Below are 12,918 nucleotides of genomic sequence, written 5' to 3'. Positions count from 1 at the left end.
CGTTGCGCTGCCTCCCCAATTACCTGGCCGTCGGAATGCGCCGCAGTGCGCCCATACTCCTACGGTCACGTCGTACTTCCCTACGCTGTCTTGCGTAGAACTCCTACAGGCCGTCCCAGTCGTACGTGCGCCATTCAACAGAGAGCTTGTCTGTCGCGCCTTACTCTGAACCTGTACGCGATTTCCAGTGTTTATCGGCTCGGTTCTGAGCTGAATCAAACGAATATTCAAGTGCTGTTCTACAGTAAGTTTGCTTGCGGATTTAATTCCTATGGGCAATACTTTGGACAGTCTTAAGTTCTGGCCACGTTCTGGCACTCTCTTTGGGGGAGTGCTAATATATGGTCCAAGGCAATCAAATTTCAAGCAAAAGTATCCGCATGACGAAGCGATGTTCGCTTCAGGATGGTGTCACCGGCATGAGGCCGAGGCCCGTCAGGGTGCAGCAAGATTATTAAAAGGGAAATAAACATGTCCGCACAATCCGCATTGGTCCCGACCGGCAATCGTGCTCTGGGACTAGGTTTCACCGGCAATCTCGGCAATATCGATGCGTATATCTCGGCAGTGAACCGCCTGCCGATGCTGACGCACGAAGAAGAGATGTCGCTGGCAAAGCGGCTGCGCGACGATAACGATCTCGACGCAGCGCAAAAGATGGTGCTGTCGCACCTGCGCCTGGTGGTGTCGATCGCGCGTGGCTATCTGGGCTACGGCCTGCCACACGCCGACCTGATCCAGGAAGGCAATATCGGCCTGATGAAGGCAGTCAAGCGTTTCGACCCGAACCAGGGCGTGCGCCTGGTGTCGTACGCGATGCACTGGATCAAGGCCGAGATGCATGAGTACATTCTCAAGAACTGGCGCTTGGTAAAGGTTGCGACGACCAAGGCGCAGCGCAAGCTGTTCTTCAACCTGCGCAGCAACAAGGTGGGCCTGGACGCGATGTCGCCGGGTCAGGTCGATGATCTGGCCAAGCTGCTTGGCGTCAAGCGTGAAGAAGTGATCGAGATGGAAACCCGTCTGTCGGGCCGCGATATCGCGCTCGAGTCGCCAACCGACGACGAAGACGACAAGTTTTCGCCGATCGCCTACCTGTCGTCGGAGCAGCAAGAGCCGACCAAGGTGCTCGAAGCGCAGCAAGTCACGCGCCTGCAGTCCGAAGGCCTGGAATCGGCGCTTGGCAAGCTGGATCCACGTTCGCGCCGCATCATCGAAGCGCGCTGGCTGGCCAACGACGACGGTTCGGGTGCCACACTGCACACGCTGGCGGAAGAATTCAGCGTGTCAGCCGAGCGGATTCGCCAGATCGAGTCGGCGGCACTCAAAAAGATGAAGGGTGCGCTGACGGCGTTTGTCTGAGCCGCTCTGCTATCTCCCAAACCCCGCTTCGGCGGGGTTTTTTCTTATCCGGCTTTGCGCTTTTCGACCCGGCCTTGGCGGATTTTTGTTCCGTTGAACGCGTGGGCAGCATAGCCGCCCACCCTACGGTATTTTTGTAGGGTGGACGGGTTCCCCGTCCACGCGTTCAACAACACGTGGCCGCCACGAAACCGGGGTAACTTGAACGCGTGAAGCCGCAGCCAACACGTTTGTCGTCCATTGGCTAGAATGGTTCTTCTGACACGTCAGCTCAAGGAAACGCCATGCCTGATTCAACGCCGTATGTTCCACCAACTGTCTGGACCCCGCCCGCCACCCCGGGCGGCGCCTTTGCCAATATCAATCGCCCGGTCGCCGGACCGACGCACGACCAGGCGCTGCCGGTAGGCGAGCATCCGCTGCAACTGTATTCGCTGGCCACGCCCAATGGCGTGAAGGTCTCGATCATGCTCGAAGAACTGCTGGCCGCCGGCCATGCGGGCGCCGAGTACGATGCCTGGCTGATCCGTATTAACGAAGGCATGCAGTTCTCGAGCGGCTTCGTCGATGCCAACCCGAATTCGAAGATCCCTGCCCTGGTCGACCGCAGTGGCGCTGAGCCCGTGCGCGTGTTCGAATCGGGTGCGATCCTGGTGTACCTGGCCGAAAAGTTCGATGCGTTTCTGCCGCAAGATGGCGTGGCGCGCACCGAAACGATGAACTGGCTGTTCTGGCAGATGGGTTCGGCGCCATTCATGGGCGGCGGCTTCGGCCACTTCTACGCGTATGCGCCGGAAAAGCTGCAATACCCGATCGACCGCTACGCGATGGAAACCAAGCGCCAGCTCGACGTGCTGGATCGCCATCTGGCCGACAACCGCTACATGGCCGGCGACGAGTACACGATCGCCGACATGGCCATCTGGCCCTGGTATGGCGGCATGGTGCTCGGTCAGCTGTATGACGCGGCCACGTTCTTGTCAGTGCACGAATACAAGCACGTCAAGCGCTGGGCCGATGCGATCGCGGCGCGGCCCGCCGTGATACGCGGACGCAAGGTCAACCGCTCGTTCGGACCGGCGGAAGACCAGGTGCTCGAACGCCACAGCGCTGCCGACCTCGACTGATCGCCCTTCCCTGGGCATGCTCCGCTGCATGCCCAGTCACCGTGCGCGCCTTGCCTCATGATCCGGGCGCGCGCTGCGTGTCCTGACGCTGCGTCGCACGTGCCTTGTGTTGCTCCCACCGGGCAGCCGGCAGGCGCGCATCTTGCAGCGCGCTGGCACGTGTGTCATGGTAATACGGCACGTCGGCCCATGCCACTTCGACCACGACTTCACGGACCTCAGACAATTGTTGCGTTTCGAACGCCAGCTCGTCAGATCCGGCAGAGCGCGACAGCTTGACGATCTTGTCGGGCACGCTCAGGTGGATCTCGGCCTGGCTGCCCGGATCGACATGCCGGAACCGGGGCAACTTGCCCGCCAGACCAAGAATGACTTCCCGGCCTTCATCGGACAGCGACAACGTCAGGGTGCGCGTGGCCGGGTCGTAGCGTGTTGCGCGCACGTCGGCCACATAATGCAGCGCCCGTGTTGCCTTGTTCTGCAACCGCACGACGACCTCGAGGCGTGTATCCACCGGCGCCACCGACCGGATGGCTGCGGTCAGGTCGTCGGGTTTGCTGTCGTCGCTTGCCATGTAGCCCCCTGGTCCAGTGTCTGCAGTCGGCCCAGCACGCTAGCGACGGCCGTGATATCGGGAAACCGCTCGCCCAATCGTTGCCGGAAGCGGGCTTTACTCGTCGTTGTCTGCAGCAGTGCGCGCTCGCAGAATGCCAACTCGCTGCGCACCTGCGCGGCTGGCAGCGCGGCCCACAATGGGCTGATCGGCACCTCGGGCGCCCAAGCATCGAGCGCCTCGCTGAACGCGCGGCCGATCGACTGGGCATCGGCGCCGGCCAGATACCGGGTCAGCAGCGCGTGCATCAGCCTGACCGGCGCGACCAGTGCCCATTGCATGTAGGGGCTGGACCAGGCACGTTCGCGCAGCAACGCCATCAACCGCGCCGGCGCCTCGGCGGACTGCCCGGCCCCGCATTCCCAATAGGCACTGGTACGAAGCAAAGCAGCGTGGCGCAGCTCGGCGTGAAGGCGATCGGGGTGCAGCGCGATGAATGCAGCGCCCAATTGCGTGCTGCTCATCACGCGACGGCCCCGCTCGACCATGACGTTCCAGAAGTCGAGCAAGGGTTCGACGAAGCCTTCGAGCAACTGACGTCGCAGCGACTGGTCGCCGGCCATGAGCGTGCAGGCCTGTGGTGAAAACGCGTAATAGTCGTGGAAAAATTGATCGAAGAACGCATGCCCGACCTCGGTCCCGCGCACGAAGTGGTCGCGCGCGCAGCGCAGCATCTGCACCTGCCGCGACCCGGGCGACCTGGACACCAGCGTGGCGATGATGCAGCAGCTTTCGCAGTCCGAATCGATCCTGCCGCAGTGATTGCCGGGGTCGCGCAGCGTGGCGGCTGCGCCCTGCCGGCTGGCCAGGTCAGTACGCAGGTCATTCTCGTCAATGATGGCAGCGCGTTCTTCGGGCGCCGACGGGTCGCAGATGCCAGTCACGGCCTGCAGCGTGTTGTTGACGATCCGAAAGGCATGGGAGAACTCGTGATACAGCGCTACCGGCGGGGATATTGACAAATCAAGCGAGCCGCCCGAGCCGGCGCTGGCCACGCAGATAGTCAGCTGTGTATCGTAAATGACGAGGCACTGCTCGGTGGGGTTGAGGCTGGCGCCGGGCAGGCCGCTCGACCTGGGCGGCAACGCAGTGCCGTTGTTGGCCATCGACGAGCCGTCGTCGAGCACCAGTGTTTTCAGGCCGGCGAGGACGATCGTGTCGACGTTGTTCGCGCCGCTGCCGTAATTTGGCGAGAACGCCGTGTTGATCATGGCATCGAGACGCAGCTGGGGCGGGCTGTTACCGGTGCGGGTGTAGGTCATGCGTTGCTTGCCGGCCGCCGGATCGGCCATGCCGAGACCGGTATCGTTGGCGATGATCGACATGTCGATGAAGCCCTGCGCCGGGTCGAGGTCGTCCGACCCGATGCCGGTCGCATCCTGCAGGATGAACGTGGCCATGGCAGCTACCCGATCGGCCGTTGCGGCGGCGGCAGCGGCTTCCAGTCCTGGCCCGTTGGCTGGCGGTCGCGGTACACCGGTGGCGGGCACATGTCGGGGCACGGCTCTTGCGGCGGGGATTCGGGCGGGCAGCAGGCCTGCACCTGTTCGAGCAGTTCGCGCTGACGGTCGACGTCGCCGGCTTCGGGCGCATGGACGCGCTCATTGATGCCCTCGATGCGCGCCAGCGACACCTGTGACGCCTCACTGCTGCGTACTTGCCGGGCCAGCTTGCGCAGGATGCTGCACAGCAGCGTGTTGCTGTTGGCCAGCTCGCAGATGATGGTGTCGTTCTGCTTGCGGTTGTGGTCGAGCAGGCCGGCAGCGATGATCTGTACCTGGATCAGCGCGAACAAACCCTGTGACAAATTGGCGAAACCGTTCACCAGCGTGGCGTCGATCTGCTGCAGGCGGCTGTTGGTCTGCACCAGTTCGTTGCGGATATCGGCCGTATTGCCCGCCGTGCTCGCGGTGTTGGTCGAGATCTGGTCGAGGCGCGCGTTGATTTGGTCAGCAACATCCTGAAGGTTCGGCATGGGATCCTTTCACACCGGGCATGTCCGGTGCAGTTACTCTATGCCGCGCCTGCATCACCGGACCAATGCCGCTCAATCGTCAGCACGGAACTTCCCTGCCCCCTCGCTCACGACGCCGCCGCTGCTATCTCAAGTAAATAGCGCTGCGTCATCAACACCGCCATCTCGTGCGCCGGCATCGGGCGCGCGATGAAGTAACCCTGCACTTCATTGCATTCCAGGCCGCGCAGGATGGCCAGCTGCTCGGCGGTTTCCACGCCCTCGGCCACGACCGACATGCCCAGCGCGTGCGCCATCGACACGATCGCCTGGAAGAACACCTTGCCCTCTTTCGATCTGGCCAGCTCGTTGGTGAACGCGCGGTCGACCTTCAGCACGTCCATCTTCAGGCGCTGCAATTGCGACAGCGACGAGTAGCCCGTGCCGAAGTCGTCCACGTGCAGCTTCACGCCCAGCGCGCGCAGCGCCGCCAGTTCGGCCAGGATGTCGTCCTGGTCGCCCATCATCGCCGACTCGGTGATTTCCACCTCGATCAGGCTGGCCGGCACGCAGTGGCGCGCCATGGCGGCGCGCAACTGCCGTTGCACGCCGCCGCGCAAAAACTGCTTGGGCGAGACGTTGATCGAGACGGGCACCAGCGCCACGCCGGCCTCGCGCCACGCGGCCAGTTGCGCGCACGCCTTGTCGATCACGGCCTCGCCGATGCGCACGATGAGGCCAGTCGATTCGGCCAGCGGAATGAAGTCGCCCGGTGCCACGATGCCCAGCGTCGGATGGCGCCAGCGCACCAGCGCTTCCATGCTGAGCAACTCGCCGCTGCGGGCATCGACGCGCGGCTGGTAGTGCAGCACGAACTGGTCGCCCTCGAGCGCTTCCAGGATGTGCTGCTTGAGGCGCGCGCGCGAATTGAGCGTCGTCGACAGCGATGGATCGAAGAAGCGGTACTGGCCCTTGCCGTCGTTCTTGCCGACATACATGGCGATATCGCTGTGGCGCACCAGCGTCTCGGCATCGGCGCCGTCGCGCGGGTACATGCTGATGCCGATCGACGCGCCCACCGCGTGCAGCTCGTCGCCCAGCAGGAACGGCACCCCGAACGCCTCGACGATGCGCGCCGCGACCGATGCCGCCTGGCGCTCGCCATCGCAGGGCGTGAGCAGGACGACGAATTCGTCGCCGCCGAAGCGCGCCACCTGGTCCGACGGCCGCAGCAGCGACAGCAGGCGCTGCGCCGCGCACTTGAGCACCCCGTCGCCGGTGGCGTGGCCGTGCGAATCGTTGATGTGCTTGAATTCGTCCAGGTCGATGAACAGCAGCGCCGCCCCCATGTCGGCGGTGTGCGCCTGCGCCAGCATCGCTGGCATGCGTTCCAACAACGCGTGGCGGGTGGCCAGGCCGGTCAGCGAATCGACGTTGGCCAGGCGCTCGAGCTGCGACTCGTGGGCCTTGCGTTCGCTGATGTCCTGCAGCGTGACGGCCAGGCCGTGACCGACCCGCACCAGGCGACGCCGGCCCCAGCTGATGTTCAGGCGATTGTCGCTCGGCATCATGCGGTCGTCCTCATGGAAGCCCGTCTCCATTGCCTTGCGGTAGGTGGCCAGCAAGTCTTCGCCGAACAGGCCGGCGTCGATCTCGGCCAGACTCGCGCCGACCAGATCGTCGCGCGTCATGCCATAGAAGAAGGCGCCCCGCTCGTTGCAATCGACGATGCGAAAGTCGACGATCTGCCCGCCGCGCCCGCGCACGGCGGCGGCCATGTAGAAGCCGTCGTTGCCGCTTTCGGTGGCGGTGCGGTAGGCGCGCCGTACATCGTCCTGTTCGGTGCCGCGCTGCAGCGCGCGCTGCGCCAGCACGGCGCCGACGGCGCCCAGCAGCATCAGGCACAGCGTGGCGGCGATGGCGCGGTCGCGGCTGTCGGTCCAGTAGGTATTGGTTGCGGCCAGCGTATCGGCGCGCGGCAGGCCGACCAGTGCGACCAGCGGATAGACCGGCGACTGGCGCCAGCCCAGCACGCGCGACTGGCCGTCGGCAAAGCCATTCGCCCCATCGACCTCGCGCACGCCCTGCTCGCCCGACCAGGCGGCGCCGCGGCGCGGCAGCGTGGCCGTGTCGAAGAACGCGGCGCCGTCGCTGCGCTGTTCGACGCGCAGGCGCCCTTCGCTGCCGGCCAGCGCGACGATGCCGCCGGCGCCGAGCGTGGCCGGGCTGACGAACGACGTGAAGTAGCGCGCATCGACCGCCATCATGATCACGCCGTCGAACTCGTCCTCACGGTCGTCAAGCCGACGCGTGAACAGCACCACGTCGTCGGCCGCGCCGAACTGCACCGGCGTGGTGCCCAGCCGCAGCGCCGTCGAATTGTTGTCGCGGTGGCGCGCAAAATACGGACCGTCCGCCAGATCCGCGCCAACCAGGCCGGGGCGCGTGCTGGAACGCACGATCCCGCGCCGGTCGAGCACGGCGACCACGTGAAAGGCGCTGTCGGTGAACATGCCGTCGCGCCGCATGTCCGCCAGGAGTTCCGGCTTGCGCGAGTTCTCCCAGCTGAACTTGAGCTGCATCGTGATCTGGTCCATCTGCGCGACCGAGCGCGTGATGTACTGCTCGTAGGCTTCGGCATAGGCAGCAGCGTCCTTGCGGATCTGGCCGGCAACGCGCTCCTGTTCGGTGTCCACCCGCACCAGGGTTGCGCCCCACAGCGCCATGCAGAGCAACAGGGCAAGCAGCGGCCATACCAGCACCAGGTAGCGCTTGTTGCGGTGAGGCGTGATGGAAGGGGCGATACGGGGGTGGTGGCTCATGCTGCCGGCAAACACTGCATTGTCAGGTCGGCGCCAGCATGTAACCGGCGCCACGCACGGTCTTGATCAGCGATTTCGCGCGGCCCAGCGCCTTGCGCAGGCGCAGCACGTGGACGTCGACGGTGCGCTGGTCGAGCGACTGGTGCGCGTCCCAGAGTTGTTCGAGCAACTGCGAACGCGAGAAAACCTGGCCCGGATGGCACAGCAAAAAACGCAGCAGGCGATATTCGGCGTGGCGTACTTCGACCCGGCTGTTGCCGACCCTGACGCTGCAGCTGAGCGGATCGAGCACCAGGCGGCCCGAGCGCAGCACCCGCGATTCGGGCGACAGTTCGCGCGCCTCGCCGACCGGCGCCTGCGGGATGAATTCGGGATGCGCGACCGCTGCCGGCAATGCAGACGGACGCTCGCCTTCGGCACATTCGGCCGCCAGCAGGATGACAGGCTGTTCGCGCAGGCGGCGGTCACCGCGCAGGCGGGCCAGCAGGCGCATGCCGCCTTCGTTGCGCAGCATCGATTCCTGCAGCAGGAGTTCGGGCCGTTCGCGTCCGATGAAGTCCCAGGCTTGCGCCAGGCTCGGCACGTTGTGCCAGACCCACTCGTCCTCGTGCAGTGAAAATTTGAGCAGTTCGGCGATGGCCGGCTTGTCGTCAATCACCAGGACGATCGTGTTCGCCATTGTCATGGGATACCCAGTCTGTGAGATGCCGAGGTTGGATGTGCTGATAAAAAAATCCGGCAGTCGCGCTGCCGGATCGTTGCTTCACCTGCCTGATTACATGATCGCTTTGCCGGAAGCGTCTTTCAGGTTGGCTTTCCAGGCATCCTGCACTTGCTTGACGACGCTCGCTGGCATCGGGACGTAGTCCAGTTCAGCCGCTGCAGGTGCGCCATTCTTGAAGGCCCAGTCGAAGAACTTGACGACTTCCTTGCCCTTGTTGGCATCAGCCTGTTCCTTGTGCATCAGGATGTACGACACGCCGGTGACTGGCCAGCTTTGCTTGCCGGCGCCGTCGGTCAGGACCACGCCGAAGCCTGGGGTCTTGTTCCACTCGGCGTTCGCGGCAGCTGCCTTGAACACGTCGTCGCTTGGCTGCAGGTCGACGCCTTCCTTATTGCGCAGCTGGGTGTGCGACAGCTTGTTCTTTTTCGCGTAAGCCCACTCGACGTAGCCGATCGAACCCTTGATACGCTGCACGTTGGCGGCGACGCCTTCGTTGCCCTTGCCGCCCACGCCCACGGCCCACTTCACGGTGGTGCCCGAGCCGATGCTTTCTTTCCAGGCCGGGCTGGTTTTTGCCAGGAAGTCGGTCCACAGGAACGAGGTGCCCGAACTGTCAGCGCGGTGCACGACGGTGATGTCGGTGTCCGGCAGCTTGACGCCCGGGTTCAGCGCAGCGATCGGCGCAGCGTTCCACTTGGTGATCTTGCCCATGTAGATGTCGGCCAGCACTGGACCCGTCATCTTCAGCTGGCCTGGGGTCACGCCGTCGACGTTGACCACGGCAACCACGCCGCCCATGATGGCCGGGAACTGCATCAGGCCTTCCTTGTCCAGCTCATCTGCCTTGAGTGGCATGTCCGACGCGCCGAAGTCGACGGTCTTGGCCTTGATCTGCTTGATACCGGCGCCCGAACCCACCGACTGGTAGTTCAGGCCATTGCCGGTCGCTGCCTTGTAACCCTCGGCCCACTTGGCGTAGATCGGGTACGGGAAGGTAGCGCCTGCACCGGTCATGTCGGCGGCAAACGAGGTCGTCATCACGAGTGCGGCAGCGGCGCCGGCGAGGATCTTTTTGAACATTGTTATTCCTTAGTTGAGGGATATGTTTTGCACTACGGGACAAAGAATAGCCTGCGAATATGACCTGTTTATGACTTCACAATCGCCGTGTTCATGACGCCCGGGCGCATCATGCCGCGCCGCTGCGCTTGCGCTTTTGCTATCATGGGTTTTCCCTGCCAAACACTGGATGACACCATGCGCCCCTCGATCTTCCGTCCGGCCCGCGTCTTCTGCATCGCCGCCGTCTGCCTCGGCGCTGGCCTGTTGTCCGGCTGCGCCGCGCCCGAGCGCCTGCCGGATGCGCAATACAATCTCAGCGAGAGCCAGAGCCTGCTGCTGGCGCCCGAACAGCGCCTGAGCCTGACGTATGAAGGCGCCGACGACACCCGCTGCCCGGACAATGCACGCTGCATCGTGGCCGGGCGTGTCGCCTACCGCTTCACGCTGCGCATCCAGAACGTGGCGCAGGCATTCTGGCTGGTGCCGGGCAAACCGGGCTTCACGTCGCCCGCGCTGCGCGGCGCGCGTGTCGAGCTCGACCGGTCGTTCGAGCCGCCGGCGCGCGGCATGATCGAGGCGAAGCCGGCGTCGTATCCGGTCGTGCTCAATATGTACGGGACTTAAGTGACGGCCCGCTCGCCGGTCATCGCCGCACTGGCCTGTGGCCTGGTCCTGTCGATTGTCATTGCGCCCGCCACGGGCGCGCCCGTTGCGACGGGTCACGGCGGCGCCGTGGCCACCATCAGCGCGCAGGCATCGCAGGCGGCGTTGACCATCCTGAACAACGGTGGCAATGCGGTCGATGCGGCCGTCGCCGCAGCGGCCACGCTGGGCGTGACGGATCCGTTCAGCTGCGGCATCGGCGGCGGCGGCTTCATGGTGATCTACCTGGCCAAAGACAAACGGGTGATCACAATCGACCACCGCGAGACGGCGCCAGCCAAGGCCGGCCCCACGCTGTTCGAGCGCGATGGCAAGCCGATCGACTTCGACACCGCTGTCGCCAGCGGCGCGGCAGTGGGCGTGCCGGGCACGGTACGCGGCTGGCACGAGGCGCTCGAACGCTATGGCAGCATGCGCTTCGCGCAGGTGCTGGCGCCGGCCATCGCGGTGGCCGATACGGGCTTTCGGGTCAACGCCACGTTCAATGGCCTGGTCGACCAGAACCTGGCCAAGTTTCGCCAGTTCACGCCGACCAGCGCGCTGTACCTGCACGACGGCAAGGCCATCCCTACCGGCACGCTGCTGCGCAATCCCGATATGGCGCGGGCCTACCGCGCCATCGCCTCGGGCGGCGTCAAGGCATTCTACGAAGGCCCGATGGCGCGCGCGATCGTCGACACCGTCAACCGCCCGCCCGTGGCCAAGGGCGTCAGCGTGCGCGCCGGCACGATGACACTGGCCGACCTGGCCAACTATGAGGCGCGCATCCGCCCTGCCCTGCGCAGCACCTACCGGGGCTACGAACTGTATGGCATGCCGCTGCCCAGCAGTGGCGGCGCGACGGTCGCGCATGCCCTCAATATCCTCGAAGGCTACGACCTGAAAGCCCTGCCGCGCGCGCAGGCCGAGCACCTGTACATCGAAGCGAGCCGCTTCGCGTTCGCCGACCGCAATGCATATCTGGCCGATCCCGAATACATCGATGCGCCGCTGGCCGGCTTCCTGTCGAAGGACTTTGCCGCCACGCGCCGCGCGCTGATCTCGCTGCAGCAGGCCGCGCCGGGGGCGGTGGCGGCAGGCAATCCGTATGCATTCCAGAATGATCCCAGCGTGCCGCTGCTGCCACCGGTGCGCGCCAGCATCCGGCCTCCACCGGAGAGCCTGCACACGACGCACCTGACAGTGTCGGACAAAGATGGCAACGTGGTCGCGTACACGTTCACCATCGAATCGTGGGGCGGCAGCGGGATCGTCGTGCCGGGCTACGGCTTCCTGCTCAATAACGAGATGACCGACTTCGACTTCGCCGGCCTGCACCCGAACGTGCCCGAAGCCGGCAAGCGGCCCCGCTCCAGCATGGCGCCGACGATTGCGCTCAAGGATGGCAAGCCGGCATTTTCGGTGGGCAGCCCGGGCGGCGCGACCATCATCACGACCGTGCTGCAAACAATCGTCAACCACGTCGACTTCAACATGCCGATGAACCAGGCACTCGACGCACCGCGCATCAGCCAGCGCAATGCGCCGGCCACCTCGGTCGAGCCTGGCTTTGCAGGCAGCGCGCAGGCAACGGCGCTGACCCGCTTCGGCCAGCGCTGGGAATCACCACCGGAAGAAATCGGCGCGGCCAATGCGCTGGTGTTCAACCCGGATGGCACCGTAACCGCGGTCACCGAAAGCAAGCGCCATGGAGCAGGTACCGCACTGGTACAGCGGCGCGGACACTAACGCAAAAGCCGGGGTCAGGTCTGACATTCGGACACGATCACATCAGTAGCCATGGTGCGGAACGGCAGCCGTGAGATTCGACGCGAGGGATGTGACGAACTAATGTAGAGGCCGTGTCCGAATGCCAGACCTGACGCTGCCCGTGGACCCTGCCCGTGCGGGTCAGAAAGCCGGGGTCAGGTCTGACATTCGGACACGATCACATCAGTAGCCATGGTGAGGAACGGCAGCCGTGAGATTCGACGCGAGCGATGTGGCGAACTAATGTAGAGGCCGTGTCCAAATGCCAGACCTGACCCTGCCCGTGTGACCCTGCCCATGCTGCCTGACCCTGCCCGTGCTGCCCGCGTGCCATGTCGTCGATCAGCAGCACAGTCCTGAAATAAAAATGAAGAACGTGCCGACTTATCAGGTTGTGACCCTGGTCTTGCATCGTAGTTGACGAGGCCCCACCGCCAGGATTCGGATGGCAACACTGTCTGGCACCTGCTCGTTGCGAAGAAGCGCTAGCGCCCATTCTCGGCCGAGTTTTTGTTCGATTTTCAGCGCCGCTTCAACGATAGCATCGTGCAGTTGGTTACGACGTCTGCAAAATTCGAATTGCGTGCCGGATGCGACAGGACTGCCTGCGGGCGTTTCCACCCGACTGCGTGTATGCCCGTTTCCCAGTACGCGCAGTGCGATCGATTCAGGGACATTTTCCCGTTGCAGGTAAGCCAGCGCCTCATCCATCCCGAGCATGCTTCTATAGACCAATGCGACCTCCACACGTTGCGAAATCAGCGTATTCTGGCGTACAACAACACTCATAAGATCCCCTGGTATTCCCTGCATTCCCACTGGCCGTGACCGTTATCGACGAT

Annotated in this window: 11 protein-coding genes; 4 read left to right on the top strand and 7 right to left on the bottom strand. The window is 64.3% G+C overall.

Annotated elements, in window-relative coordinates; translation table 11 throughout:
- Nucleotides 1-471: 471 nt before the first annotated feature.
- Together rpoH and yghU are read left to right on the top strand one after the other, a co-directional pair.
- Nucleotides 472-1,362: an RNA polymerase sigma factor RpoH gene (rpoH, locus tag ACZ0AJ_RS01325; protein ID WP_183557105.1), complete on the top strand. Its 891-nt coding sequence runs from the start codon at nt 472-474 to the stop codon at nt 1,360-1,362.
- Nucleotides 1,363-1,646: 284 nt separating this feature from the next.
- A complete protein-coding gene (gene yghU / locus ACZ0AJ_RS01320) occupies nt 1,647-2,489 on the top strand; it encodes a glutathione-dependent disulfide-bond oxidoreductase (RefSeq protein WP_499453448.1) in 843 nt (280 codons plus the stop codon).
- A 55-nt stretch (nt 2,490-2,544) separates the two neighbouring features.
- Here yghU and ACZ0AJ_RS01315 read toward each other — a convergent pair whose 3' ends face one another.
- The 6 genes from ACZ0AJ_RS01315 to pstS all read right to left on the bottom strand — a co-directional run bounded on the left by ACZ0AJ_RS01315 (nt 2,545) and on the right by pstS (nt 9,682).
- Entirely contained in the window at nt 2,545-3,063 is a 519-nt protein-coding gene (locus ACZ0AJ_RS01315; RefSeq protein WP_499453446.1) for a hypothetical protein, read from the bottom strand.
- Nucleotides 3,030-4,502: a hypothetical protein gene (locus ACZ0AJ_RS01310; protein ID WP_499453444.1), complete on the bottom strand. Its 1,473-nt coding sequence runs from the start codon at nt 4,500-4,502 to the stop codon at nt 3,030-3,032. Before ACZ0AJ_RS01310 ends, ACZ0AJ_RS01315 begins: the two co-directional genes overlap by 34 nt.
- Before the next feature lie 5 nt (nt 4,503-4,507).
- Complete coding sequence (locus ACZ0AJ_RS01305; RefSeq protein WP_499453442.1) at nt 4,508-5,077, bottom strand: hypothetical protein; 570 nt, start codon at nt 5,075-5,077, stop codon at nt 4,508-4,510.
- Nucleotides 5,078-5,184: 107 nt separating this feature from the next.
- Nucleotides 5,185-7,878: a bifunctional diguanylate cyclase/phosphodiesterase gene (locus ACZ0AJ_RS01300; RefSeq protein ID WP_499453440.1), complete on the bottom strand. Its 2,694-nt coding sequence runs from the start codon at nt 7,876-7,878 to the stop codon at nt 5,185-5,187.
- 22 nt (nt 7,879-7,900) lie between these two features.
- Complete coding sequence (locus ACZ0AJ_RS01295; RefSeq protein ID WP_499453438.1) at nt 7,901-8,563, bottom strand: winged helix-turn-helix transcriptional regulator; 663 nt, start codon at nt 8,561-8,563, stop codon at nt 7,901-7,903.
- A 90-nt stretch (nt 8,564-8,653) separates the two neighbouring features.
- On the bottom strand, nt 8,654-9,682 hold the full coding sequence (gene pstS, locus ACZ0AJ_RS01290) for a phosphate ABC transporter substrate-binding protein PstS (RefSeq protein ID WP_183557097.1): 1,029 nt from the start codon (nt 9,680-9,682) through the stop codon (nt 8,654-8,656).
- Between the two features lie 177 nt (nt 9,683-9,859).
- Between pstS and ACZ0AJ_RS01285 the strand changes: the two genes are divergently transcribed.
- On the top strand, nt 9,860-10,288 hold the full coding sequence (locus ACZ0AJ_RS01285; protein ID WP_499453435.1) for a hypothetical protein: 429 nt from the start codon (nt 9,860-9,862) through the stop codon (nt 10,286-10,288).
- Nucleotides 10,289-12,055: a gamma-glutamyltransferase gene (gene ggt / locus ACZ0AJ_RS01280; protein ID WP_499453433.1), complete on the top strand. Its 1,767-nt coding sequence runs from the start codon at nt 10,289-10,291 to the stop codon at nt 12,053-12,055.
- Between the two features lie 408 nt (nt 12,056-12,463).
- On the opposite strand, the gene ACZ0AJ_RS01275 is transcribed toward ggt, so the two are convergent.
- Nucleotides 12,464-12,865, bottom strand: a complete 402-nt coding sequence (locus ACZ0AJ_RS01275; RefSeq protein WP_499453431.1) for a hypothetical protein — start codon at nt 12,863-12,865, stop codon at nt 12,464-12,466.
- Nucleotides 12,866-12,918: the final 53 nt, after the last annotated feature.

It is taken from the genome of Telluria sp. AC161, assembly GCF_979258535.1.
The sequence above is the reverse complement of the archived record's forward strand: the minus strand, read 5'-3'. Positions and strand labels throughout refer to the sequence as shown.